The sequence below is a fragment of the Pseudomonas sp. W3I7 genome (genome assembly GCF_030816095.1).
In the GTDB taxonomy this organism is placed as follows: Bacteria; Pseudomonadota; Gammaproteobacteria; order Pseudomonadales; family Pseudomonadaceae; genus Aquipseudomonas; species Aquipseudomonas salomonii.
The window spans coordinates 1,018,058-1,044,189 of sequence record NZ_JAUSXP010000001.1 but is presented as its reverse complement, the minus strand read 5'-3'; the positions used below and the strand labels follow the sequence as shown (position 1 = coordinate 1,044,189).

Annotated in this window: 23 protein-coding genes; 9 read left to right on the top strand and 14 right to left on the bottom strand. The window is 60.4% G+C overall.

Translation table 11 applies throughout. From position 1 onward, the window contains the following. Nucleotides 1-8: 8 nt before the first annotated feature. On the top strand, nt 9-1,184 hold the full coding sequence (locus QF043_RS04900) for an aminotransferase class V-fold PLP-dependent enzyme (protein WP_307417676.1): 1,176 nt from the start codon (nt 9-11) through the stop codon (nt 1,182-1,184). Nucleotides 1,185-2,019: 835 nt separating this feature from the next. Here QF043_RS04900 and QF043_RS04895 read toward each other — a convergent pair. The 3 genes from QF043_RS04895 to zwf are packed head-to-tail and all read right to left on the bottom strand — an operon-like array spanning nt 2,020 to nt 4,869. Next, nucleotides 2,020-2,685, bottom strand: a complete 666-nt coding sequence (locus QF043_RS04895) for a bifunctional 4-hydroxy-2-oxoglutarate aldolase/2-dehydro-3-deoxy-phosphogluconate aldolase (protein ID WP_026013852.1) — start codon at nt 2,683-2,685, stop codon at nt 2,020-2,022. A 17-nt stretch (nt 2,686-2,702) separates the two neighbouring features. Next, nucleotides 2,703-3,416, bottom strand: coding sequence for a 6-phosphogluconolactonase (gene pgl, locus QF043_RS04890; RefSeq protein ID WP_200434275.1), 714 nt, complete (start codon nt 3,414-3,416; stop codon nt 2,703-2,705). After that, the gene (zwf, locus tag QF043_RS04885; RefSeq protein ID WP_307417674.1) at nt 3,403-4,869 is read right to left on the bottom strand and encodes a glucose-6-phosphate dehydrogenase; all 1,467 of its coding nucleotides are present in this window, start codon (nt 4,867-4,869) and stop codon (nt 3,403-3,405) included. Before zwf ends, pgl begins: the two co-directional genes overlap by 14 nt. A gap of 219 nt (nt 4,870-5,088) precedes the next feature. On the opposite strand from zwf, the gene QF043_RS04880 reads away from it, so the two are divergent. Continuing rightward, the gene (locus tag QF043_RS04880) at nt 5,089-5,949 is read left to right on the top strand and encodes a MurR/RpiR family transcriptional regulator (protein ID WP_169985276.1); all 861 of its coding nucleotides are present in this window, start codon (nt 5,089-5,091) and stop codon (nt 5,947-5,949) included. Between the two features lie 155 nt (nt 5,950-6,104). Here QF043_RS04880 and QF043_RS04875 read toward each other — a convergent pair whose 3' ends face one another. From QF043_RS04875 to QF043_RS04830, 10 genes are all read right to left on the bottom strand, one after another. After that, entirely contained in the window at nt 6,105-6,950 is an 846-nt protein-coding gene (locus QF043_RS04875) for a D-hexose-6-phosphate mutarotase (RefSeq protein WP_305455184.1), read from the bottom strand. 220 nt (nt 6,951-7,170) lie between these two features. Beyond that, the gene (locus QF043_RS04870; protein ID WP_065930480.1) at nt 7,171-8,517 is read right to left on the bottom strand and encodes a carbohydrate porin; all 1,347 of its coding nucleotides are present in this window, start codon (nt 8,515-8,517) and stop codon (nt 7,171-7,173) included. Nucleotides 8,518-8,601: 84 nt separating this feature from the next. Next, the gene (locus QF043_RS04865; RefSeq protein WP_305455187.1) at nt 8,602-9,762 is read right to left on the bottom strand and encodes an ABC transporter ATP-binding protein; all 1,161 of its coding nucleotides are present in this window, start codon (nt 9,760-9,762) and stop codon (nt 8,602-8,604) included. A 2-nt stretch (nt 9,763-9,764) separates the two neighbouring features. Beyond that, the gene (locus QF043_RS04860; protein WP_058421424.1) at nt 9,765-10,610 is read right to left on the bottom strand and encodes a carbohydrate ABC transporter permease; all 846 of its coding nucleotides are present in this window, start codon (nt 10,608-10,610) and stop codon (nt 9,765-9,767) included. Beyond that, nucleotides 10,603-11,511 (bottom strand): carbohydrate ABC transporter permease, encoded by a 909-nt coding sequence (locus QF043_RS04855; RefSeq protein ID WP_017139183.1) that lies wholly within the window; start codon nt 11,509-11,511, stop codon nt 10,603-10,605. Before QF043_RS04855 ends, QF043_RS04860 begins: the two co-directional genes overlap by 8 nt. Before the next feature lie 92 nt (nt 11,512-11,603). Then, complete coding sequence (locus tag QF043_RS04850; protein ID WP_056858626.1) at nt 11,604-12,890, bottom strand: ABC transporter substrate-binding protein; 1,287 nt, start codon at nt 12,888-12,890, stop codon at nt 11,604-11,606. Nucleotides 12,891-12,994: 104 nt separating this feature from the next. Continuing rightward, on the bottom strand, nt 12,995-14,254 hold the full coding sequence (locus QF043_RS04845) for an AGE family epimerase/isomerase (protein WP_307417672.1): 1,260 nt from the start codon (nt 14,252-14,254) through the stop codon (nt 12,995-12,997). Nucleotides 14,255-14,463: 209 nt separating this feature from the next. Further along, a complete protein-coding gene (locus QF043_RS04840) occupies nt 14,464-15,288 on the bottom strand; it encodes an ATPase (protein WP_307417671.1) in 825 nt (274 codons plus the stop codon). A gap of 127 nt (nt 15,289-15,415) precedes the next feature. Next, nucleotides 15,416-16,414, bottom strand: a complete 999-nt coding sequence (locus QF043_RS04835) for an NAD(P)-dependent oxidoreductase (protein WP_236370483.1) — start codon at nt 16,412-16,414, stop codon at nt 15,416-15,418. 52 nt (nt 16,415-16,466) lie between these two features. Next, nucleotides 16,467-17,360: a LysR family transcriptional regulator ArgP gene (locus QF043_RS04830; protein WP_307417670.1), complete on the bottom strand. Its 894-nt coding sequence runs from the start codon at nt 17,358-17,360 to the stop codon at nt 16,467-16,469. 97 nt (nt 17,361-17,457) lie between these two features. Here QF043_RS04830 and QF043_RS04825 point away from each other — a divergent pair, with 97 nt between their 5' ends. The 7 genes from QF043_RS04825 (at nt 17,458) to QF043_RS04795 (ending at nt 25,077) form a co-directional block, all read left to right on the top strand. Next, nucleotides 17,458-17,859: an ACT domain-containing protein gene (locus QF043_RS04825; protein WP_307417669.1), complete on the top strand. Its 402-nt coding sequence runs from the start codon at nt 17,458-17,460 to the stop codon at nt 17,857-17,859. 5 nt (nt 17,860-17,864) lie between these two features. Then, entirely contained in the window at nt 17,865-18,467 is a 603-nt protein-coding gene (locus QF043_RS04820; RefSeq protein ID WP_307417667.1) for a LysE/ArgO family amino acid transporter, read from the top strand. Between the two features lie 175 nt (nt 18,468-18,642). Beyond that, nucleotides 18,643-19,239, top strand: coding sequence for a superoxide dismutase (locus QF043_RS04815; RefSeq protein ID WP_043049045.1), 597 nt, complete (start codon nt 18,643-18,645; stop codon nt 19,237-19,239). Between the two features lie 159 nt (nt 19,240-19,398). Next, nucleotides 19,399-19,617: a hypothetical protein gene (locus tag QF043_RS04810; protein WP_307417666.1), complete on the top strand. Its 219-nt coding sequence runs from the start codon at nt 19,399-19,401 to the stop codon at nt 19,615-19,617. A 236-nt stretch (nt 19,618-19,853) separates the two neighbouring features. Next, a complete protein-coding gene (locus tag QF043_RS04805; protein WP_307417665.1) occupies nt 19,854-21,905 on the top strand; it encodes a bifunctional diguanylate cyclase/phosphodiesterase in 2,052 nt (683 codons plus the stop codon). A gap of 127 nt (nt 21,906-22,032) precedes the next feature. Continuing rightward, on the top strand, nt 22,033-23,376 hold the full coding sequence (locus QF043_RS04800) for an imelysin family protein (protein ID WP_056858617.1): 1,344 nt from the start codon (nt 22,033-22,035) through the stop codon (nt 23,374-23,376). Nucleotides 23,377-23,622: 246 nt separating this feature from the next. Next, nucleotides 23,623-25,077 (top strand): TrkH family potassium uptake protein, encoded by a 1,455-nt coding sequence (locus tag QF043_RS04795; protein WP_056858616.1) that lies wholly within the window; start codon nt 23,623-23,625, stop codon nt 25,075-25,077. Here QF043_RS04795 and QF043_RS04790 read toward each other — a convergent pair. Then, nucleotides 25,034-26,092, bottom strand: coding sequence for an AraC family transcriptional regulator (locus QF043_RS04790; protein ID WP_307417664.1), 1,059 nt, complete (start codon nt 26,090-26,092; stop codon nt 25,034-25,036). The two genes, QF043_RS04795 and QF043_RS04790, sit on opposite strands and share 44 nt — an antisense overlap. Nucleotides 26,093-26,132: the final 40 nt, after the last annotated feature.

Here is a 26,132-nt window from a genome sequence, read left to right as displayed (position 1 = left end):
CGCACGCTATGCCAAGGAATGCAGACAACGAACGTCACTGGCACGCCATCGCCCAGCGCTACGAGCTGGAGCCCGGCCCGATCAACCTGGAAAACGGTTACTTCGGGCGCATGAGCCGTGCTGTACAGGCGCAGTATCTGGAGCATGTTGCGTTTATCAACCGCAGCAACTCGCTGTATGTGCGCCAGCGCTTCGAGCAGGGTGAAAACGTCGAGATCCGTCGCCAACTTGCCGGGCTGATCGATGCGGACCCGGACGCGATCGCCTTCACGCGCAACGCCACCGAGGCTCTGCAATCGCTGATCCGCAACTACAACGGCCTGCGGCCGGGCGATCAGGTGCTGATCAGTGATCTGGAGTACGACACGGTCAAAGGCGCCATGCGCTGGTTGGCCGGTGTTCGCGGCGTGGAAGTCGTCGAACTTGCCCACGCCCACCCGGCCAGTTTCGACAGCCTGATGCAGACCTATCGCGACGCGTTTGTGCAGTACCCGCGCCTCAAGCTGATGGCGCTGACCCATGTCACCCACCGCACCGGCCTGGTGATGCCTGTCGAAGCGATTGCCAAGGCAGCGCGTGAGCATGGCGTGGACGTGATTCTGGATGGCGCCCATGCGTTGGGCCAGATTGAATTCAACCTGGCCGAGCTGGGCATTCAGTTCGCCGGATTCAACCTGCATAAATGGATCGGTGCACCGCTGACCCTGGGCTTTCTGTATATCGCCCCGGAGCGCCTGGCCGATATCGACCCGGACATGGGCGAGTTTCACTACCCCGCCAGCGACGTGCGTGCGCGCACGTCCTACAGCACGCCGAATTTTCCAGCGTTGATGACCTTGCCGTTGGTGCTGGAGGAACATCGCAACCTGGGCGGCTCGGCGGCCAAGGGCGCACGGGTTAATTACCTGCGTGATCGTTGGGTGAGCCAGGTGCGCGGGTTGCCGGGGATTGAGGTGCTGACGCCGGATGATTCGCGGCTGTATTGCGCGATTACGGCGTTCAAGTTTACTGGGCGGGATCAGCAGGAGATGGCGGATCGTTTGCTCAAGGAGTACGACCTGTTTACCACCACGCGCACGGGTGCGGCGTTTGGAACCTGTATTCGGGTGACGCCTGGGCTGGTGACCTCAGTCGCGGACATCGATGTGCTGGTCAACGCAATAACTGAGTTAAGCACGGACTAAAACTGTGGGAGCTGGCTTGCCTGCGATGGCGGTGTATCAGTTAATACATCCTGACCTGCCCCACCGCCTTCGCGGCATGGCATCTACACAAATAGTTTTTTTGGGGGGGTTATCGTCGCAGTGGGTGTGTATATCCGTTGTTGCGGTAACGGCTACTTAGGGTTCCGCCCTGACGGCGGCTCACTTTTGGCAAACGCCCGGAATGCCGGCCCAGCCAAAAGTAACCAAAAGGTCCGTGGGCCGCCGCGATGGGCCATCCCTGGCCCAGCGCGGCTAACCCGGCGTCCTGCCGGGTTACCCCCGGATTCAAGCCTGCGTTCGGCCAGCGTGGTTGACGGGGCGCCTCAGATCAAAAGCAAGATCAAAAGCAGAGCACGGCGGCCTGAAAGCCGACCTGAGTGGTTGAAGCAAGAGCCAGATCAAGTGCAAGGCAAAAGCCTATCTACCTGATGCAATGCGGTCTAAATGTGGGAGCGGGCTTGCTCGCGAAAGCGGTGTGTCAGTTGATTCATCTGTCACTGACCCACCGCATTCGCGAGCAAGCCCGCTCCCACAGTTGACCGCATGTAGTTTTGAATATGAGTTCGGCTGCGGATTTGCATGCACTGAAGAGCTGCTTTCTGTGGGAGCTGGCTTGTCGAATCGTCGCACCGCTGCGATGCAGACACCTCGGTACATCAGGCACACCGAGTTGATGCCATCGCAGGCAAGCCAGCTCCCACAGTTGATCGGCGTTGAATGTGAGGTTTTTTGCAGGCAAAAAAAAGCGGTACACCGACCAAGTGCACCGCAAAAATGCCGTTAAGCACAGCAACAACGATTCGGTAAATTCAGATCAGTCCAGCAGCGCCAGCGCCTGTGCGGTGACTTCCTGGATACGGGCCCAGTCGCCGTTCTTGACCCATTCAGGGTCCAGCATCCAGCTACCGCCCACGCACATCACGTTTTTCAACGCCATGTAGTTTTTGATGTTGGCCGGGCCAACGCCGCCGGTTGGGCAGAATTTGACTTCGCCGAACGGGCCGCCAAGGGCCTTGATGGCAGCCACGCCGCCGCTGACTTCAGCCGGGAACAGCTTGAAGCGGCGATAACCCAGGCCATAGCCTTCCATGATGCCGGAAGCATTGCTGATGCCGGGCAACAGCGGGATCGGGCTGTGCACCGAGGCTTCCAGCAGGTCGCGGGTAATGCCGGGGGTGACGATAAATTGCGAACCGGCCACCTCGGCCGCTTCGAGCATGTGGCGGTCGAGTACGGTGCCGGCACCGGTGCACAGTTCAGGGCGTTGCTCGCGCAGCACCTGAATGGCCTTGAGGCCGAACTCGGAGCGCAGGGTCACTTCCAATGCGGTCAAACCGCCGGCTGCCAGGGCATCGGCCAGCGGCAGGATGTCCTGTTCGCGGGCGATGGTGATCACCGGCAGGATCCGCGCCTTGGCGCAGAGGCTGTCGATCAGGGCAACTTTGTCCGCCATGGACACGGTCGGTTGAGGGCTTTTCATAGCGGCTGATCCTTGGCTCATGGGCACCAGTAAATCTCTAAAGTAGGTTGCAAAAACGCGCGAATCGGCATGGCAGCAACGTCATCACTGGCCAGCGCGGCGCTCAAGGTGGTCAATTTCGAACTGCCGGAAATCGACAGTACGGTGTAATGAGCCGTGGCCAGCAGCGCGCGACTCATGGTCAGGCGCTGGTGCGGCACGGTCGGGGCCAGCATCGGCCAGCAACGGCGCGTGCCGTCGGGCTTGAGCGCCTCGCCCAGGTTGGGGCTGTTGGGGAACAGCGATGCGGTGTGGCCGTCATCGCCCATACCGAGTACCAGCACATCAATAGCAGGCAGCTCCGCCAACTGGCGATCGGCCAGTTCGGCGGCGTCTTCAAGGTTCGCGGCAACGTTGTACAGGCTGAGGAACTTGGCCTTGGCCGCCGGGCCCTGGAGCAAATACTTTTTCAACAGGCCGGCATTACTGTCGGCGTGTTCTACCGGCACCCAGCGCTCGTCGGCCAGGGTGATGGTGACCTTGGACCAGTCCAGGCCTTGTTTGGCCAGGTTCTGGAAAAACGCCACGGGGCTGCGGCCACCGGACACTACCAGGGTCGCTTCGCCACGGGCACTGATGGCCGCGCGCAGTTGCTCGGCCACGTCATTGGCCAGGCCATCGGCCAGCAACACCGGCGTGCGGTACTCATGGGCTGTCACGCCCTGAGGCAGTTTCAATTCAGATATCGCCATACCACGACCTCCCATCCCGCGTGATCAGTGCAATCGAGCTCATCGGCCCCCAGGACCCCGCCGCATACGGCTTGGGCGCATCACCGGATTTTTTCCACCCGGCGATCAACTGGTCACACCACTTCCACGCGGCTTCGATTTCATCTTTGCGAACAAACAGGTTCTGATTGCCGCGCATTACTTCCAGCAACAACCGCTCGTAGGCATCGGGAATCCGCGCGCTGCGATAGGTGTCGGAAAAATTCAGTTGCAGCGGGCCGCTGCGCAGTTGCATGCCCTTGTCCAGGCCTTGCTCTTTGGTCATCACACGCAAGGAAATACCTTCGTCCGGCTGCAGGCGGATGATCAGTTTGTTGCTGATCTGCAGGCGCTGCTCGGGGGCGAAGATGTAGTGGGACGGTTCCTTGAAGTGAATGACGATCTGCGACAGCTTTTGCGGCATGCGTTTACCGGTACGCAGGTAGAACGGCACGCCGGCCCAACGCCAGTTGCGGATATCGGCACGCAGGGCGACAAACGTCTCGGTGTCGCTCTGGGTGTTGGAATTTTCTTCTTCCAGATAGCCCGGCACCGGCTTGCCGGCGCTGTAGCCGGCGATGTACTGGCCGCGTACTACCTGGGTCGTCAGGCCTTCCGGGCTGATCGGCGCCAGCGCCTTGAGCACCTTGACCTTCTCGTCACGGATGCTGTCGGCGGACAGGTCGGCCGGTGGGTCCATGGCGATCAGGCACAGCAGCTGCAGCAGGTGGTTCTGGATCATGTCGCGCAGTTGCCCGGCCTTGTCGAAGTACCCCCAACGGCCTTCGATACCGACCTGCTCGGCCACGGTGATTTCCACGTGGGAAATGTAATGCTGGTTCCACTGGGTTTCGAACAGGCTGTTGGCGAAACGCAGCGCGATCAGGTTCTGGACGGTCTCTTTGCCCAGGTAATGGTCGATGCGATAGGTGCGGTTTTCCGGGAAAAACTGCGCCACGGCGTCGTTGACCTTGCGCGAGGATTCCAGGTCCGAGCCGATGGGTTTTTCCAGCACCACGCGGGTGTTGTCCGCCAGGCCGACCTTGGCGAGGTTTTCGCAGATCGCGCCATACACCGCCGCCGGGGTGGCGAAGTAGGCGATCAGGCGTTGTTCGGCCCCGACCTTTTCGGCCAGGGCGACATAATCGGCGGCGTTCATGAAGTCGACGTGCACATAGACCAGACGCGCCAGGAAGCGCGCGGCCACGGCCTCATCGAGTTCCTTGCCGACGTATTTACGCAGTTCTTTTTCGATATGGGCCAGGTGCTCCTGCTCGGAACCGGCTTCCCGGGCCAGGCCCAGGATGCGCGTATCGTCGTGCAGCAGCCCGGCGCCATCGAGTTGGTAGAGGGCAGGAAATAACTTGCGCAGCGCCAGATCACCCAAGGCGCCAAACAGGGCAAAGGTGCAGGGTTCTACGGTTATCGAAGGCATGATGTTTGTTCTTTTATCAAGTTAAGCTACAAATACCTTTTTTCAAGGCATCACTCAAGGAAAAATGTAGTAATAACCACAACATTTTCCCGAAATACGCATTCCGAGTGGTGGTGTTCAGCTACCCTCAGTAGGATAGGCCACCGCAAAGGGCCACTCGTCGATTGGTTACCGCCCTTTATTTGCATCGTCGCCCGAAGGAAAGACTGAATGGACCGCGTGCGAAATCTTCTGGAACAGATCCGGAACCGCCTCGAAGAATTGAACAAGGCCGAGAAAAAAGTCGCCGAGGTCATCCTGCAAAACCCTCAGCAGGCAACCCGCTTCTCGATCGCCGCCCTCGCCCAAGCCGCTTCGGTCAGTGAACCGACGGTCAACCGTTTCTGCCGTTCGTTCGGCGTCAGCGGTTACCCTGAACTTAAATTGCAACTGGCGCAAAGCCTGGCCAGTGGTGCGGCGTATGTCAGCCGCGCCGTGGAAGCCGATGATAACCCTGAGGCCTACACCCAGAAGATCTTTGGCAGCGCCATTGCCTCCCTGGACAGTGCGTGCCAGGCCCTCGACCCGGCACTGATCAGCAAGGCCGTGGATTTGTTGATCCAGGCGCGGCAGATCCACTTCTTCGGCCTCGGCGCTTCGGCACCGGTGGCCATGGATGCGCTGCACAAGTTCTTCCGCTTCAACCTGGCCGTGACTGCCCATGCCGACGTGCTGATGCAACGCATGATCGCGTCTGTAGCGCATACGGGCGAGCTGTTTGTGATCATTTCCTACACCGGGCGCACCCGGGAGCTGGTGGAAGTGGCGCGCATCGCCCGGGAAAACGGCGCGTCGGTGCTGGGCGTAACTGCCGAGAATTCGCCGTTGGCCAAGGCCAGTACTGTGAGCCTGAACATCCCGCTGCCGGAAGACACCGACATCTACATGCCGATGACGTCGCGGATCATTCAGCTAACGGTGCTGGACGTGCTGGCAACCGGCATGACCTTGCGCCGCGGGGTGGATTTCCAGCCGCATCTGCGCAAGATCAAAGAGAGCTTGAATGACAGCCGGTATCCGGTGGGGGATGAGTTTAACTAAGGCCACACCGGCCTTCTGTGGCGAGGGAGCTTGCTCCCGCTGGGCTGCGTAGCGGCCCCAACAAGGTCATCGCACTCCTTCAGAAAGAACTCGGCGGCCTGTTTTGGGGCCGCTTCGCGCCCCAGCGGGAGCAAGCTCCCTCGCCACAAGGGCCCTCAGGCTCCAGCCCGCGCCTGCAAACTCAAATGCGCCCGCTCCCCCGGCGCCAGGCTGGCTGCCGCCATCGCCGACTCCACACACACAAACCCCGACGCCTCGTTAAAGCTCACGCCCAACAACGGCCGGCTGCCTGGATGCCATACCACGGTGTCAGCGCTGTCGCCGGTATCGATGCACAGCTCGCGTTGCCAGGCGTGGTCCTTGAGCTGCAACTCACCCTCATGCTGGAACACCCGCTGGCAGCCGCCGTCTACCCGCAGCTCACCTTCCTGCTGGCAAACCTGACGGCTGAGCTGGTCATAACCTTGCGCACCGTCAAGCCCAGACAGCGCTATCTCGTCGACGTGACCAATACGCCAATAAGCGTGCAACGCATGGCTCAACTGGCACGGCAACTCGTCCTGGTGCTCGGTGCTCAAGCGCAACTCAAGGGTTTCGCCCAGGTGCGCGTGCAGGTCGACCTGCCAGTCGCACAGCTGCAATTGCCAGTGCAGGCGCACGCCGTCGTCGTCGGTGCTGCTGTCGAGCAGTTTCCAGTCGATCAGCCGCGCCCAACCATGGGACGGCCACGCGTTCTCGCTCGGATGGCGCCCATACCAAGGCCAGCACACCGGCACGCCACCCCGGATGGCGCCGACCTGCGGCCACTTGGCCGCGCACCACAGCCAGGGTTTCTGGCCGGTGGGCTGAAAATGCAGCAATTGCGCCCCCTGACGACTGAACACCGCCTGGCACAGCGGATGGTCGATCACCAACACGTCGCGCATCTGAAAGCGCTCCCAGGCGAACACCGGTTGTTCACGCAAGGATTTGAAAAAACGTTGCAGCGGATGCTCATGCATGTGCCACGGTCCTGGAATTCAATGTCGCTCAAACCTTGGTTCCCCTTGTGGGAGCTGGCTTGCCTGCGATGCGGGCGACTCGGTTTGTCTGAACGACCGAGGCGATGCGATCGCAGGCAAGCCAGCTCCCACAAAGGTTGTGCCGTGCTGCCCAAAAAAAGCGGGTAGCCATGGCTACCCGCAAAATGCGCACAGAGAGAAGGAGCTTATCGCAACAGCGTTAGAACGTAGACTGAATTTTCAGGCCCGCTACCAGCGCGTTGTCGACTTCTTTCACACCGCCCGGGTTTTTGACGTATTGCAGGTTCGGGCGGACGGTCAGCCAATTGGTGACGTGGAAGCCATAGTTGAGTTCGACGTTGTACTCGGTGTTACGCAGCGGGGCGAAACCCGCCTGGTCGTAATCGGTAAAACCGCCTGAAGCATTGAGCAGTTCAGCGGTTTTCTTCACGTCGCTGTTGGCATGGATACGCGAAACACCGATACCCACGTCATCTTTGGCACGCGCGTCAAATGGCCCTTTATACACAAGCATCAACGACTGGTAGTTGTCGACCAGGTTGGTGTCTTTGTCGTGGAAGGTCACGTTGGCCGCGATATTCAAGCCGCGCGAAGCATCGCCATTGTGAGTGGTGAGTTGCTGTTGCAGAACGCCCCAGTAACCGCTTTTGCTGCTGCGAACGCGGAAGGCTGCGCCAGTGGTGCCAGCATCGTTACCGTTGACGTCTTCACGTACGTCGGTAGCGTCGGCGGTGCTCTTGTAGTAACCCACACGGTATTCGCCTGGCAGGCCATTGACCTTCGGCGACCAAACCAATTCCACCGGCAATACGGTGCCCTTGGTGCCACTGCCGCTGAGTTTGAAGCCGTTGCCGTGTTCCAGCTGCGACGGGTTCTGGTTGTACGCACCGATTTGCGCATACAGCTCAGGGGTGATGTTGTACTTCACGCGGATCGCCGCCTGGCTGACCGGCCAGTTGTACCAGGTGTTTACGTAGTTACCGACTTGCGAGCCGCAGAACGACAGGTTCTGGAAGTCGCACGGGAAGGTGTTGAAGTCTTCGCCTTCGCCGAAGTAACCGAGTTTCACGTCCAACTTGTTGTCGAACATCTGGTGCTGGATCCAGAACTGGGTCAGACGCACCATGTGGCCACGGCCATCGACTTCTTGAGACGAACTCAAGGTGCCGGCACGCGGGTCACCAATACGGTCATTGGAGATGTTCGCACCGTTACGATTGGTCAACTGGATCTTGGCCTGGGTGTTATCCCAGCCCCACAGCTTTTGCAGATCCAGCGCTACGCCCAGACCAAACTGGTCAGCGTAACGAGCAGTTTTGTCGTTGTTGTAGCCACCGTGCAGGTTGCCACCGACTTCCCCTACGTAGTCAGCCTTGATATCGATACCTTGCTCGATCAGCTTGGTACGCTCGCCACCCCAATCGCCGGTCATCCACTTGGAATCGGCGCTGAATGCATCGGCCGCCATCGCATTGGCGGACAATACCAGGGCTGCTGCTGCTGACAGTTGGCAGATCAGCCGAGTGTTGTTGTGTTGCTTTTTCATCCCTACATCCTCGTCTTTATTGTTATTAAACTGTTTTTATCTAACGCGGGTTACATTTTTATCTAAAACAATAACTTATCTGCTTCAGCGGCCTTTGAATTGGGCCACATTGTCGGCATGCCCGTGTGCAGGCAATGAGGCAGCAGTGCCCAGGCGTTCGCCGGTTTTGGCGTCGAACAGCAAGACCTTGGACGGGTCCAATTGCAGGGTCAGCGTCTCGCCCACCTGCGGTGCCACATCGGGCGCCAGGCGGCAGCAGACTTTGGTGTCGTTAAGCTGCACGAACACCAGAGTGTCCGGGCCGGTTGGCTCGGTGACCTGGACTTCGGCACGAATGCTCGAAGCACTGTCGCTGTCGCTGGTCGCCAACATGATCTGCTCCGGGCGCAGGCCCAGGATCACGTCGCGGTCTTCAAGGCCGGCATCGCTAACGTTAAGTGCCAGTTCGCAACGCGCCTGGCCGCTGTCGAGCAGCGCCACCAAGCGACCGTCCTTGCGCTGCAGGCGCAGTGGGACGAAGTTCATCGGCGGCGAGCCGATAAAGCTCGCCACGAACTGGTTGGCCGGGTTGGTGTAGATATCTTTGGGCGTGCCGAACTGCTGGATGATGCCATCCTTCATGACCGCCACTTTGTCGCCCAGGGTCATCGCTTCGATCTGGTCGTGGGTGACGTACACCGTGGTGGTTTTCAGGCGCTGGTGCATCAGTTTCATTTCGGTGCGCATCTCGACGCGCAGTTTGGCGTCGAGGTTGGACAGCGGTTCGTCGAACAGGTAGATCTTCGGCCGCCGTGCCAGGGCGCGGCCCATGGCCACACGCTGTTGCTGGCCACCGGAAAGCTGGCCCGGCTTGCGGTTAAGCAGGTGCTCGATCTGCAGCAGCTTGGCCACGCGCGCCACTTCGGCATCGATATCGGCCTGGGGCATCTTGCGGATCTTGAGGCCGAACTCGATGTTTTCGCGCACGCTCATGGTCGGGTACAGCGCGTAGGACTGGAACACCATGGCGATGTCACGGTCCTTGGGGCTCATGCCGCTCACGTCCTGGTCGCCGATCATGATGGCGCCGCCGGTGATGGTCTCAAGGCCGGCGATGCAGTTCATCAAGGTCGACTTACCGCAACCCGAAGGGCCGACCAGAATCAGGAACTCACCCTCTTTGATCGACAGTTCGATGTTCTTCAAGGTGTCGGGCAGGCCGGCGCCATAGGTCTTGTTTACATTGCGAAGTTCAAGCGTAGCCATGATTACCCCTTGACCGCGCCGGCCGTAAGGCCGCGCACGAAATACTTGCCTGCGATCACATAGACCAGCAGGGTCGGCAGCCCGGCGATCATCGCCGCCGCCATATCCACGTTATATTCCTTGGCCCCGGTGCTGGTGTTGACCAGGTTGTTCAGCGCCACCGTAATGGGCTGCGAGTCGCCGCTGGAGAACACCACACCGAACAGGAAGTCGTTCCAGATCTGGGTGAACTGCCAGATCAGGCAGACCATGATGATCGGCGTCGACATCGGCAGAATGATCTGACGGAAGATGGTGAAGAAACCTGCACCGTCCAGCCGCGCCGCCTTGATCAGCGCGTCAGGAATGCTCACGTAGTAATTACGGAAAAACAGTGTAGTAAACGCCAACCCGTAGACCACGTGCACAAACACCAGGCCCGTGGTGGTACTGGCCAGGCCCATCTTGCCGAGGGTGAACGATGCCGGCAGCAGCACGGTCTGGAACGGCAGGAAGCAGCCGAACAGCAGCAGGCCGAAGAACAGTTGCGAACCTTTGAAGCGCCAGAACGACAGCACATAGCCGTTCAACGCGCCGATGGCGGTGGAGATCAGTACCGCCGGAACGGTGATCTTGATCGAGTTCCAGAAGTAACCGTCAACAGTGGCCCAGGCCTTGACCCAGCCAATGCCGGTGACCACGGTCGGCCAGCTCAGCAGGTTGCCGGTGCTGATGTCTTCGGGGGTTTTGAAGCTGGTCAGCAGCATCACCACCAGCGGCACCAGGTACAGCAGCACGGCGAGGATCAGCACCGCGTAGATCGCGATGCGACTCAGGCTGATGGCAGGTTTGGAGGCGAGACTAGTCATTGCGCTTGGTCCTCAGCTCGGAATACAGGTAAGGCACGATGATCGCGAGGATCGCGCCGAGCATCAGGATTGCACTGGCCGAGCCCATGCCCATCTGGCCACGGCTGAAGGTGAACGAGTACATGAACATCGCTGGCAGGTCGGACGAGTAGCCCGGGCCGCCGGCGGTCATGGCCGCTACCAGGTCGAAGCTCTTGATCGCGATGTGCGCCAGGATCATCACCGCACTGAAGAACACCGGGCGCAGGCTTGGCAGCACCACGCTCCAGTAGATACGCGGCAGGCTGGCACCGTCGATCTGGGCGGCGCGCACGATCGACTGATCAACGCCACGCAGGCCGGCCAGGAACATCGCCATGATGAAGCCCGAGGCTTGCCACACAGCGGCAATCACCAGGCAGTACACCACGCGATCGGGGTCGATCAGCCAGTCGAGACGGAAGCCTTCCCAGCCCCAGTCACGCAGAAGTTTGTCCAGGCCCATGCCCGGGTTGAGCAGCCATTTCCACGCGGTACCGGTCACGATCATCGAGAGCGCCATCGGGTACAGGTAAATGGTGCGGATAAAACCTTCGCGGCGGATCTTCTGGTCGAGGAAAATCGCCAGCGTCACGCCGATCACCAAAGTGATGCCGATAAACATCCCGCCGAACAGCGCCAGGTTCTTGCTCGCCACCCACCAACGGTCGTTGTCGAACAACCGCGCGTATTGCGCAAGGCCGGCCCATTTGTAGCTGGGCAGGAACGTGGACGTGGTGAACGACAGCACGAATGTCCACAGGATGTAGCCGTAGAAGCCCACCAGTACGATGAACATGCTCGGTGCCAGCACCAGTTTAGGGAGCCAGCGCTGTAGCGCATCGAACGGCGAGGCCTTGCTGAACACAGCAACAGAACTCATGGGAAAATCCAGTACAGGGAAAAAAGACTACAGAAGCAAGCCTTGTGAGGGGTCAGGGGGTTTCCCCTCACAAGGACCAGCCGTGCTAACCGTTACTTGGCAGACTTGATCGCAGCGCCGAGTTTCTTGGCGGTGTCGGCCGGGTCGGCTTTCGGGTCGTTGATGTAGTTGGTCACGACATCAAAGAACGCACCTTGTACCGCCAGGGTAGTGGCCATGTTGTGGGCCATACTTGGCTGCAGGCCACCGGATTTGGCGTCCGCCAGGAAGTCTTTGGCAGCGGTCTGGGCGCAGGAGTCGAAACCGAGCTTGTCCATTTCATTGAGCATGTCGGTACGAACCGGGATCGAGCCTTTGTTGATGCTGAAGACTTTCTGGAAGTTTTCGCCCAACACGACTTTGGCGATGTCCTTCTGACCTTCCTGAGTGCCTTTGTCTTTAACCTTGAACACCGCCAGGGAGTCGATGTTGTAGGTAAAGGCTTTGTCGGTGCCCGGGAAGGCTACGCACTCGTAGTCTTTGCCGGCGACTTTCTTGGCGGCAGTCCACTCGGACTTGGCCCAGTCACCCATGATCTGCATGCCGGCCTTGCCGTTGATGACTTTGCCGGCTTCCAGGTTCCAGTCCTGGCCTTTGCCGTCGACGTCCATATAGGTCGCGACTTTTTTCAGCTCAGTCAGGGCCTTGACCATTTGCGGGCCGGTCAGCGCGTCGTTATCCAGGTCAACCAGGGCTTTCTTGTAGCCATCAGCCCCCATCACCGACAGAACGACGGCTTCGAATACGGTGCTGTCCTGCCAAGGCTGGCCACCGTGGGCGAGCGGGATGAAGCCTGCAGCTTTGAGCTTGTCGCCGGCTGCGTAGAATTCTTCGAGGGTGGTCGGGTTTTTGGTGATACCGGCTTTCTTGAAGACTTCCGGGTTGATCCACAGCCAGTTAACGCGGTGAATGTTGACCGGTACGGCAACGTAGTTACCTTCGTACTTCACGGTATCGGAGACTTTTTTGTCGAGCAGCGAGTCCCACTTTTCTTCTTTGGCGACGTCTTTGAGCACGTCGGTGTCGAGCAAGCCAGTGGACGCCCATTCCTGGATGTCCGGGCCTTTGATCTGGGCAACGCCTGGAGGGTTACCCGCGACTGCGCGGCTTTTCAGCACAGTCATTGCAGTGGCGCCACCGCCACCGGCTACGGCACCGTCTTTCCAGACGAAGCCATCTTTCTCAACTTGAGCCTTCAGTACGTCCACTGCTGCTTTTTCACCGCCTGAGGTCCACCAATGCACAACTTCAACCGTCCCTTTCGAGTCGGCGGCAAATGCACTGAGGGGAAACAACGAGGCAATGGAAATAGCAACGGCGAGGCGATTAATCGCGTTCATCTGAATACCTTTTCTTGTTGTTATGCATGCAAGTCTAGAGCTTGCGCTGCACGGAGTTTAAACATGGATTTTTAGCGCGCAGGTAACAAAGGGACGCACAAATGTCACCACTTGGTGACATAACACCCTTGGCCCAACGCACTGGTCATACTCGGTGCCAAGGGCAGTACCGGCAGTACGACCGCTTGCCAGGCATGGTACAGGTCCGGCTTGCCACCCCAGATCTTGCTGCTGGGCTGGTTGTGCGGGCTGAGTTCGTGGTGCCAGCTGCCGTTGATACGGTCGATAAACCGGGTTTCGCAGAATTCCCAGAAGCGCCGATACCAGGTTTCGTAATGCAGCTCGCCGGTGCGCTTGAGCAAGGCCTGGGCCGCCGCGCTGGCTTCCGCGTGGGTCCAGTGCAAGCGTTCGCGCACCACCGGGCGGTGGTTCCAGTCCAGGGTGTAGACAATACCGGGAGCGCCGTCCACGGCCCACGCATATTCGCAGGCGCTGGCGAACAGGCCACGGGCGTCGGTCACCAGCCAGTCCGGTGTGGCCAGCCCGGCTTGCAGGCGTGCGGCTTCCAGATGCAGCACCAACCGTGCCCATTCGAAACCATGGCCGGGGGTGATGCCATACGGGCGGAAGCCATCGGCAGGGTTGTCTTCGTTGTAGCCGAGCAAGGGTTGCCAGTGGGTGTCGAAATGCTCGATCACCATGAACTGGTTGCCGGCGGCATGAGTATGGATAACGCGCTCGACAATGCGCAGCGCGCGGTTCAGCCAGCGTGTTTCACCGGTGACATCGGCCAGTGCCAGGAAGGCTTCGGTGGCGTGCATGTTGCTGTTGGCGCCGCGATACGCTTCGACGCCGCTCCAGTCCTGGGCGAAGGACTCGAGCATCACGCCCTCCTCCTCGCTCCAGAAAAACTGGTCGATGATATGCACGGCGTCGTTGAGCAGGTTTTGCGCACCGGGCGCACCGACTACCACGGCAGAGCTGGCAGCCAGGGCAACAAACGCATGCAGGTAAGCGGCTTTGCCACGGTTGCCATCCAGGGCGTTGGGCGCGGCGAACCAGCCGCCGTGTTCACTGTCGCGCAAGGGGCCACTGAGGGCGGCAACACCATGGGCAACCAGGTCGGCATAACCCGGCAAACCCATGGCGTGGGCCATGGCAAAGCTGTGGGTCATGCGCGCAGTGTTCATGGTTTCGGCGTGGGCGTCGGCCGGCAGCTGGCCTTTGTCGTCAAGGTTGCCGAAGCCGTCCGGCAGGCGTGAAGCTTTGGCGAACGCCAGCAGGCGTTGGCCTTCACTGGCGAGCCAGGCGTGATGGGCAGGTGCGTTCAGCCAACTGCTGGCAGACAGTGGTTGCATGGTCATGGGTAGCCCTTTTTAGTTTTTGTGGGATGACCGGAGTCTAAACAAGGGCGAGGGACGGGCAAGTAACGAAGGGGAGGTGAAATGTCACCATCTGGTGACATTCAATCGTTTCGATCGCTCCTAAGCTCCGCGTGGTAATGCAGCCCGTGGTGCGCTGCGCCCCCCATGCACAGCCGGTTGCGGGGCGCGAGCGTCCATGGCGGCACCGATCATTGGCCCAGTGGGGTGACCCGCGCCGGCGCGTTGAGCTTTTGGTTCAGGTTCTGCACCTGGCTCTGCAAGGTGGTGATGTTGCGCGTGGTCTGGATGCGGAACACATCAAACTCTTTATTGGTTGGCGCATCACTGTTGGCGAGCTGGTTTTCCTGCGCGCTTTTGAGCACTAGCAGGTCTTGTTCCAGACGGGCGATGGCTGCGCTCGGGTTGCCTTGTTTCTTCAGGGCAGCCACGTCAGCGGACAGGTCCTTGATCTCACCCTGCGTCGCCTTGAGCGTGGCCACGGCCTCGGTCAGCGCCTGTACCTGGCCCTGGAGCCTGGCATTCGCGCTCGACAGCTCGGTGGTGCTGGCGCTCATCTGTGCCAGGCGTTGGTCGAGTTCAGTCGCCTGCCCGGCCACGCCGACTTGCTGTTTGCCTTGCTCCAGCAATTGGGTTTCCAACTGCTTGATCTGCACCTTGAGGGCTTCGCTGCCGTTGTTGACGTTGGCCTCACTGGCCACCACCTTGCCGGAAATGTCCTGCAGGCGCCCCGCCGCTTCTTCGCTGATGCGCGCAAAGCTTTCCTGGGTGGCGACCAACTGCTGGCCCATCAGGGAAATCTGCTGGAAGCTCCACCAGGCCAGGCCGGCGAAGGCGATCAGCAGCGCGCCGACCAAGGCCCACAGGGGGCCGGTGCTGGCGCTCTTGACCTTGACCACCTTGGTTGTGCGCGAGCGCACGGAGGTGGCGGGAGTCGGCTCGAAATCATCATCGTCCCCGATGTCGGCCCGCAGGCTGGGAACGTTGTCGAAATCGTCTTTGGCATCGTTACGCATGAATCAACCCTGAATCGGTGAGATGGCGACCGCAATAGCCGAGCGTGCGGAGTATAAACCCCGTTCGCGCCGCATTGGTCGACCCGGAAGCCTGAATTCGGTTCCCGATGTGTTGCTGGTTGTGAGCTTATTTCAGCCCCGGATCCTGAGCTTTCCACCAACTGCAGAACTCATCGAGCGCCGTCCACAGGCTGACCTTGGGCTCGTAGTCGAGATAATGCCTGGCGCGGCTGATGTCCAGGGTGAAATCTTTGTTCATGACCTGCATGCCCAGACGCGACAACGACGGCTCCGGGCGCCCCGGCCACATCGCACAAAATGCCTCGTTCAGCGCCGCCACGCTGTAGGACAAACCGTAAGACCGATACCGGGTGACCTGGGGCATGTCCATCTGGCGCATCACGTAATTGACCACATCCCACACCGGTACCGGCGCGCCATTGCTGATGTTGTAGGCCTTGCCCAAGGCCGAGCCGGTGGCGAGCAAGCTGCTGAGCAGCGCCTCATTGAGGTTGTGCACGCTGGTGAAATCGACCTTGTTCAAACCGTCACCGACAATGGCCAGGCGGTTCTTGCGCTGCATTTTAAGCAAGCGCGGGAAGATACTCATGTCGCCCGCCCCGGTGACAAAACGCGGGCGCAGCGCGAGGACTTCGAGGCCGAACTCCTGGGCGCCGAACACCTTCTGTTCCGCCAGGTACTTGGTGGCGGCATACGGATGCTTGAAGCGCTTGGGCACTTGCTCCTCGGTCAGCCCCAGATGGTCGCGGCCATCAAAGTAGATCGACGGCGACGACAAGTGCACCAGACGCCCGACACGCTCCTTGAGGCAGGCCTCGACGACGTTTTCGGTGACCAGCACATTGCCCTGGTGGAAGTCCTGGTACTTGCCCCACAACCCGACGGCCCCGGCGCAATGCACCACGGCTTCGACATCGCGGCACAGCTCGCGCACCAGGTCGGCATCATTGAGATCACCCTGGATAAACTCGGCGCCACGCCTTACCAGGTGCTCCACACCTTCGGCGCGCCGCCCGTTGACCCGCACGTCCAGGCCCTGCTCCAGGGCGAAACGCGCAAAACGCCCGCCGATGAAGCCGCTTGCGCCGGTGACCAGAATTTTCATTTGTTACCCCATGTTCTTTCGTTTTTCATCGCTGTTGCCTTGACGCACGCCATCAGTCCAACGGCACCAACCATTGGCCACAGGCCTGGGCCAGATGATCGGTCAGCAGCCCCAACAATTGCCCGCCACTGCGCCAATGATGCCAGTACAACGGCACGTCGATGGGCTTATCTGGCAACAACTCGACTAATTGGCCGGTTTGCAGCTGGTCGCGTACCTGGAGTTCCGGGACCAGGCCCCAGCCCAGCCCGGCTTCGGTCAGGCGAATAAAACCTTCGGAGGACGGGCACAAATGGTGCTCGAAACCGCCGTCCACGCCCAGAGAGGCCAGGTAGCGGTGCTGCAGGAAATCATCCGGGCCGAACACCAGCGCCGGCGTGCGTGCCAACTGATCGGCACGCACGCCCTCGGGAAAATGCCGCGTTATAAAGGCAGGGCTCGCCAACGCACGGTAGCGCATGGCACCGAGCAACAGGCTGCGCGCCCCGGCCACCGGGCGTTCGCTGGCGCAGATACAGGCCGCCACTTCACCGGCGCGCATGCGCTTGAGGCCCACGGTCTGGTCTTCTACCACCAGGTCCAGCAACAAATGCTGCTCGGCGCAAAAGTCGCTGACGGCTTCGGCCCACCAGGTGGCGAGGCTGTCGGCGTTCAAGGCGATGCGCAGGCGCTCGGGCATGCCCTCCTCGTCCAGCGCCGGCACCTGGCTTTGCAGGTCGCGCTCGAGCAAGCGCACCTGTTGCACATGGTTGAGCAAACGCCGGCCGATGTCGGTGGGTGTCGGTGGCGTGGCCCGCACCAGCACCGGTTGGCCTATACGCGCCTCCAGTAACTTGATGCGCTGGGAAATCGCCGACTGCGAAAGCCCCAGCACCTGGGCGCCACGCTCGAAGCCGGCCTGCTCCACCACCGCCGCCAGGGCGGAAAGCAATTTATAGTCGAACATCAGTTTCTCTAATGAGCGATCAGCAATATTGGTTTTTCTTATACAGCCTGGGCCGGGAGAATGACCAGCATTGCTTCTCTATTAAAGGAACCCACACATGGCTGGCGAAACCGCGCTGACAACCCTGCTGCGCAGCATGAGCCCTCATCTAAACGAAGGCGACTACGTGTTCTGCACCCTGCCCGACTCACGTATCCCGGCAGGTTGCGAGATCATTGGCAGCTTTCGCGAGCAGGAAGGTTTGACCCTGATTGTGGAGCGTCAGCAAGCGGAACACGCCGGGCTGGCCTTCGACTATGTGGCCGCCTGGATCACCCTGAACGTGCATTCGGCCCTCGAAGCCGTGGGCCTCACGGCCGCGTTCGCCAGTGCGCTGGGCAGCGCCGGTATCAGTTGCAACGTGATTGCCGGGTTTTATCACGACCACCTGTTCGTCGGCCGCGCCGATGCCGAGCGGGCCATGGATATATTGCGCCAACTGGCGGCAAACGCGGAGTAATGACCATGTGGCAAAGCTACGTAAACGGGCTGCTGGTGGCTCTCGGGCTGATCATGGCGATCGGCACCCAGAACGCGTTTGTATTGGCGCAAAGCCTGCGCCGTGAACATCACTTGCCGGTGGCGGCGCTGTGCATCGTGTGTGATGCAATTCTGGTGGCGCTCGGGGTATTTGGCCTGGCCACCGTGCTGGCGCAAAACCCGCTGCTGCTGGGCATTGCTCGCTGGGGCGGCGCGGCGTTCCTGTTGTGGTACGGCACCTTGGCGTTGCGTCGGGCATTTTCCCGGCAAAGCCTGGAACAAGGCGCCAACCTCAAGGTGCGCTCATTGCGCGCCGTGCTGCTCAGTGCCTTGGCGGTAACGCTGCTCAACCCCCATGTGTATTTGGACACCGTGCTGCTGATCGGCTCACTGGGCGCACAACAAACCGAGCCCGGTGCGTATGTCGCCGGTGCTGCCAGCGCTTCGTTCCTGTGGTTCGCCACTCTGGCACTCGGCGCGGCATGGTTGGCGCCGTGGTTGGCGCGCCCGGCGACCTGGCGTCTGCTCGACCTTCTGGTTGCGGTGATGATGTTCAGCGTCGCGTACCAATTGATCAGTGCCGGGTGAATATTCCAAAACGCTCTGGAACCTCTATCCCACACAGTTGTTGCGTGGTTTTGCCGCACCCCCGGTGCTATGATCCGGACCCTGCGCCGCAAAGAGTACAAACTCCCCGGCGCTTGTTTGGCCGCCCGTGATCGGCCTTGCGCTCACCGCAACTGACCTGATTAGGAGAATCATCATGGCTTTCGAATTGCCGCCGCTGCCTTATGCACACGATGCCCTGCAGCCGCACATTTCCAAGGAAACCTTGGAATACCACCACGACAAGCACCACAACACCTATGTCGTGAACCTGAACAACCTGGTGCCTGGCACCGAGTTCGAAGGCAAGACCCTGGAAGAAATCGTCAAGTCTTCTTCGGGCGGCATCTTCAACAACGCCGCTCAGGTCTGGAACCACACTTTCTACTGGAACTGCCTGGCGCCAAACGCCGGCGGCCAACCGACCGGCGCGCTGGCTGAAGCCATCAACGCAGCCTTCGGTTCGTTCGACAAGTTCAAGGAAGAGTTCACCAAGACGTCCGTCGGCACCTTCGGTTCCGGTTGGGGCTGGCTGGTGAAAAAAGCTGACGGTTCCCTGGCCCTGGCCAGCACCATCGGCGCCGGCAACCCGCTGACCAGCGGCGACACCCCGCTGCTGACCTGCGACGTGTGGGAACACGCCTACTACATCGACTACCGCAACGTGCGTCCAAAGTATGTGGAAGCGTTCTGGAACCTGGTCAACTGGAAGTTCGTGGCTGAGCAGTTTGAAGGCAAGGCCTTTACTGCTTAAGCAACGCTTGCAGTAAAAAGAGCCCGGCAATTGCCGGGCTTTTTTGTGGCCGATGAAAAATGAAATTAATGCAGGACGTGTGGAACTCACTAAAAGGAATTGGCCACCCAGCAATCGAGAGAAATAACTCTCTCATTTCATCCTGTAGGAGAGTCCGCAATGGATCCGTTATCGATAGGTATGTCAGCCGTGTCTACAGCGTTGCCACTCGCAGGCAAAGGCATGGACCTGCTGGGTAAAGGTATGGACATGCTGGGTAGAGGTATGGACATGACGGGCAGACTGCTCAATTCCGCCAGTCAGGTCGCCAATGTGGCCCAAGGTAAAATCGGCGGGGATACCCACCAGAAGCACGAGCATCAGATCACGTTCAAATAAGTAAACCAACGCTCAATCAAAGTAAGCCCGTAACACTCGATGTCGGGATATCGAAGGCGTTCCCTTCCTTTCCTGCGCGGTCCCCGAGGGCGGTGGATATCATCGCCCTCTTCCTTCCAGGCATTCCCTCCACAGCCTCCAGGCGCCTTAGCCGCAATGTCCCTTTGACTGCCATCACGAGATTGCCAATACTCATGGCATATTGAGGCCGCCCGCATGGAACAAGGAATGACCCTTTGAAGCTGGAACTCAAAAACAGCTTGTCGGTGAAGTTGCTACGGGTTGTGCTGCTCTCGGCATTGATCGTGGGCGTGGCGCTGAGCGTGGCGCAGATCGTGTTTGATGCCTATAAGACGCGCCAGGCCGTGGCCGGTGACGCGCAGCGGATCCTCGACATGTTTCGCGACCCCTCTACCCAGGCAGTCTACAGCCTGGACCGCGAGATGGGCATGCAGGTAATCGAAGGCTTGTTTCAGGACGACGCCGTGCGCATGGCCTCCATCGGCCACCCCAATGAAACCATGCTGGCGGAAAAAAGCCGCGCCTTGCAGCAGTCCCCCACACGCTGGTTGACCGATCTGATTCTTGGCCAGGAACGCACCTTTACGACTGCGCTGGTCGGCAAAGGCCCCTATAGCGAGTATTACGGCGACCTGAGTATCACCCTCGACACTGCCACCTACGGCAAAGGTTTTATTGTCAGCTCGGTAATCATCTTTATTTCCGGCGTGCTGCGTGCCCTGGCCATGGGCCTGGTGCTGTACCTGGTGTATCACTGGCTGCTGACCAAGCCGCTGTCGAGGATTATCGAGCATTTGACCTCGATCAACCCCGACCGCCCCAGCGAACACAAGATCCCTCAGCTCAAGGGCCATGAACGCAACGAACTGGGGCTGTGGATCAACACCGCCAACCAGTTGCTCGAGTCCATCGAACGCAATACGCACTTGCGGCATGAGGCGGAATCGAGCCTGTTGCGCATGGCCCAGTACGACTTTCTTACCGGCCTGCCGAACCGTCAGAAGCTGCAGGAGCAACTGGACAAGATCCTCACCGACGCCGGCCGCAGGCAGCGCCGGGTGGCCGTTCTGTGCGTAGGGCTGGATGACTTCAAAAGCGTCAACGAACAGTTCACCTACCAGGCCGGCGACAAATTGCTGCTGGCCCTGGCCGACCGCCTGCGCGCCCACAGCGGCCGCCTCGGCGCCCTCGCCCGCTTGGGCGGCGATCAGTTTGCGCTGGTGCAGGCCGATATCGACCAGCCTTACGAAGCCGCCGAGCTGGCGCAAAGTATCCTTGATGACCTGGAAGCCGAATTCGCCCTCGACCAGGACCAGATTCGCCTGCGCGCCACCATCGGCATCACCCTGTTCCCGGAAGACGGCGACAGCACCGAGAAGCTGCTGCAAAAAGCCGAACAGACCATGACCCTGGCCAAGAGCCGCTCGCGCAACCGCTATCAATTCTATATCGCCAGCGTCGACAGCGAGATGCGCCGGCGCCGGGAACTGGAAAAAGACCTGCGTGAGGCCCTGAGTCGCGAGCAGTTCCACTTGGTCTACCAACCGCAGATCAGCTACCTCGACCATCGCGTGGTGGGCGTAGAGGCATTGCTTCGCTGGCAGCACCCGGAACACGGCCTGGTGCCGCCGGACTTGTTCATCCCGCTGGCGGAGCAGAACGGCACCATTATTCCGATTGGCGAATGGGTACTGGACCAGGCTTGCCGGCAGTTGCGTGAATGGCATGACCTGGGCTTCACCGAGCTGCGCATGGCGGTCAACCTGTCCACCGTGCAGTTGCACCACACCGAGTTGCCACGGGTGGTCAACAACCTGATGCAGATCTACCGCCTGCCGCCACGCAGCCTGGAACTGGAAGTGACCGAGACCGGCCTGATGGAAGACATCAGCACCGCCGCCCAGCACCTGCTGAGCCTGCGCCGCTCCGGGGCCTTGATCGCGATTGATGACTTCGGCACCGGCTATTCATCCCTCAGCTACCTGAAAAGCCTGCCGCTGGACAAGATCAAGATCGACAAGAGCTTCGTCCAGGACCTGTTGGATGATGACGACGACGCAACCATCGTGCGCGCCATCATCCAACTGGGCAAAAGCCTCGGCATGCAGGTGATTGCCGAAGGCGTGGAAACCGCCGAGCAGGAGGCCTATATCATTTCCGAAGGTTGCCATGAGGGCCAGGGCTACCATTACAGCAAACCGCTGCAGGCCCGTGAGCTGGCGGCGTTTTTGAAACAGTCCGAGCGCAACAACGCGGCGATTCTCTGAACCGACAAATCGATACCAAATATTTCCCTCGCATAAACCTTTACACAAAATGCAAATCTTTCGCATTATGTCGCAGTTTTTGCGCTTCCCCGCGCGCCCTATCAACAACCGAAGCAGGATGTTCGCCATGATTCGTATGCCCCTGGCCACCGCCAGTCTGCTGGCCATTGCCATTTCTCTCGCCGGTTGCGGCGAAGGTAAAGACAAGGCCGCCGCGCCTCAAGCGCCGACCCCGGCCGCCAGCACCACCGCTCCAGCGGCTGCCACGCCTGCCGGCCAGGTCGACGAAGCAGCTGCCAAGGCCGTTGTCGCGCATTACGCCGACATGGTGTTCGCGGTGTACAGCGACGCCGAATCCACCGCGAAGACCCTGCAAACCGCGATCGACACCTTCCTCGCCAACCCGAACGACGACACCCTCAAAGCCGCCCGCACCGCCTGGGTCGCCGCCCGTGTGCCGTACCTGCAGAGCGAAGTGTTCCGCTTCGGCAACACCATCATCGACGACTGGGAGGGCCAGGTGAACGCCTGGCCCCTGGACGAAGGCCTGATCGACTACGTAGACAAATCCTACGAGCACGCGCTGGGTAACCCGGGCGCCAATGCCAACATCATCGCCAACACCGAGATCCAGGTGGGCGAAGACAAGGTCGACGTCAAGGAAATCACCCCGGAAAAACTCGCCAGCCTCAATGAGCTGGGCGGTTCCGAAGCCAACGTCGCCACCGGCTACCACGCCATCGAATTCCTGCTCTGGGGCCAAGACCTCAACGGCACCGGCCCAGGCGCGGGCAACCGCCCGGCCTCCGACTACATGACCGGCGACGGTGCCACCGGTGGCAACAACGAGCGCCGTCGCACCTACCTGCGCGCCGTGACTCAACTGCTGGTCAGCGACCTGGAAGAAATGGTCGGCAACTGGAAACCCAAGGTCGACGACAACTACCGCGCCACCCTGGAGGCAGAACCTGCCACCGACGGCCTGCGCAAAATGTTGTTCGGCATGGGCAGCCTGTCCCTGGGCGAGCTGGCCGGTGAGCGCATGAAGGTTTCCCTGGAAGCCAACTCGCCGGAAGACGAACAGGATTGCTTCAGCGACAACACCCACAACTCGCACTTCTACGACGCCAAGGGCATCCGCAACGTTTACCTGGGCGAGTACACCCGCACCGACGGCACCAAGATGACCGGCGCAAGCCTGTCGTCGCTGGTGGCCAAGGCCGATCCAGCCGCCGACTCGGCGCTCAAGGCCGACCTGGCGTCGACCGAGGCGAAGATCCAGGTCATGGTTGACCAGGCCAACGCCGGTGAGCACTACGACCAACTGATCGCTGCCGGTAACGACAAAGGCAACCAGATCGTGCGTGACGCGATTGCAGCACTGGTCAAGCAGACCGCCGCGATCGAAACCGCCGCGGGCAAGCTGGGCATCAGTGATTTGAACCCGGATAACGCTGATCACGAGTTCTGATCGGTGCGGTGTTGAACAAGGCGGCCTTCGGGTCGCCTTTTTTGTGCGCGTTCGCCCTTCCCATACCCACTGTGGGAGCTGGCTTGCCTGCGATAGCCATAGGTCTGCTACAGATGGGTGGCTGACAGGTCGCCATCGCAGGCAAGCCAGCTCCCACAGTCGAACTGCTTCGCCTCGTACACCCCGGTTTACAAGACCCGCACCGCAGGTAGAATGGCGCCACTCTCTCAAACCCGAGCTTTCTTCATGGCGTTGCCGACCCTACGCATCATCGGTTTCATCATCGGCATCTTCCTGATCACCCTCGCGATCGCCATGGTCGTCCCGATGGCCACCCTGGTGATCTTCGAACGCACCAGCGACCTGCCCTCGTTCCTGTGGGCCAGCATGATCACCTTCCTGGCCGGCCTGGCGCTGGTTATCCCTGGCCGCCCTGAACACGTGCACCTGCGCCCCCGGGACATGTACCTGCTGACCGTCACCAGTTGGCTGGTGGTGTGCATCTTCGCCGCGCTGCCGTTTTTGCTGACTCAGCACATCAGCTATACCGACTCATTCTTTGAAAGCATGTCGGGCATCACCGCCACCGGCTCCACCGTACTGAGCGGGCTGGACAGCATGTCCCCTGGCATCCTGATGTGGCGCTCGCTGTTGCACTGGCTGGGCGGGATCGGCTTTATCGGCATGGCGGTAGCGATCCTGCCGCTGCTGCGCATTGGCGGCATGCGCCTGTTCCAGACCGAATCCTCGGACCGTTCGGAAAAGGTCATGCCGCGCTCGCACATGGTGGCGCGCCTGATCGTGGCGGCGTATGTCGGCATCACCATCCTGGGCAGCCTGGCGTTCTGGTGGGCCGGGATGGGCTTGTTTGATGCGATCAACCACGCGATGTCAGCGATTTCCACCGGCGGGTTTTCCACCTCCGATGAATCCCTGGCCCACTGGAAACAACCTGCGGTGCACTGGGTGGCGGTGGTGGTGATGATCCTCGGCAGCTTGCCGTTCACCCTGTATGTAGCCACATTGCGCGGCAACCGCCGGGCGCTGATCAAGGATCAGCAGGTGCAAGGCTTGCTCGGTTTGCTGATCGTGACGTGGCTGGTCCTCGGCACCTGGTACTGGTGGACGACCAACCTGCACTGGCTGGATGCCTTGCGCCATGTCGCCCTGAACGTGACCTCGGTGGTGACCACAACCGGCTTTGCGCTGGGGGACTACAGCCTGTGGGGCAACTTCTCGCTGATGTTGTTCTTCTACCTGGGCTTTATTGGCGGCTGTTCGGGCTCGACGGCGGGCGGGATCAAGATCTTCCGTTTCCAGGTCGCCTATATCCTGCTCAAGGCCAACTTGAATCAGTTGATCCATCCACGCGCGGTGATCAAGCAGAAGTACAACGGCCACCGTCTCGACGAAGAGATCGTGCGCTCGATTCTGACCTTTTCGTTTTTCTTCGCTATCACCATCTGCGCCATCGCCCTGGCCCTGTCGCTGCTGGGGCTGGACTGGATGACCGCGCTGACCGGCGCCGCCAGCACCGTGTCCGGCGTCGGCCCCGGCCTTGGCGAAACCATCGGCCCAGCCGGTAACTTCGCCAGCCTGCCGGATGCGGCCAAGTGGATCTTGTCATTCGGCATGCTGCTGGGAAGGTTGGAGATTATTACCGTGTTTGTTCTGTGCATTCCGGCGTTTTGGCGCCACTGACCGTCGATGCCTGCAGCAACTTCGCCCGGTATTCGCCGGGCGTGACGTCGAACCAGCGGCGGAATGCGCGGAAGAAATTGCTCGGGTCGGCAAAACCCAACAGGTAGGCGATTTCCAGCAAGGTCATGCTCGGCTGCGCCAGGTACTGCTCGGCAAGCTCGCGGCGCGTGTCGTCGAGCAGCGTCTGGAAACTGGTGCCCTCCTCCTGCAAACGCCGCTGCAACGTGCGCTGGGACAGGTGCAGGGTTTGTGCCACCACTTCACGCTTGGGCTCGCCCTGGGGCAGCAAGCGACACAGCACCTGGCGCGCCTTGTGGGTCACGCGGCTCTCGGAAAAACGTGCCAGGTATTCGCCAGCAAATCGATCATGCAGCAACGCCATGGCCTCATTGGCGGTGGGCAGCGGCGCATCCATGTCGGCCTGCTCGAAAATCAGTGCATCGTAAGGCGCATTGAACTCCATCGGCGCGTGGAAGGCCTGCTTATAGGGCGCCAGGTCGGCCGGTTGATCGCCTTGCAGCACCACCTTGCGCGGCTGCAGGGTGCGGCCGGTCAGCCAGCCGCACAAGGCCAGGGCACTGGCCAACGAGGCTTCGGCGCTTTGCCGGGTCGGCGGCAGGTGATCGCCATGCACCGTCAGAATCAGCGCATAACCTTCAGGCAGCAGTCGAAAACTCAGGTCGGCGCTTTCGGCGATGATGCGCTGGTAACGCACCAGGCGCATAAAACCTTCGGCCAGGGTGTTGCTGGACATCAAGGCGTAACCGGCCACATGAAAAGACGCCGGGCGCACCACCTTGCCCATGTTCAAGCCGATCGCGGGGTTGCCTGACAACTCGACAGCGCGCTGCCACAGCCGGGTCATGGAGTCTTGCGCAAAACGTGCGTCAGGGTCACTGAGGGCGGCGTAGTCCAGGCCCAACTGCTTGAACAGGACACGGCAATCCAGGCCGTCCATTTCCAACGCTTTGACGATGCCCATTGCCCAGCTTGCAGAAGTTGTTCGTTCGCTCATGGCGTCTTCTTGAAAAAAGCAGGCTTAAACGGCAGCCAGG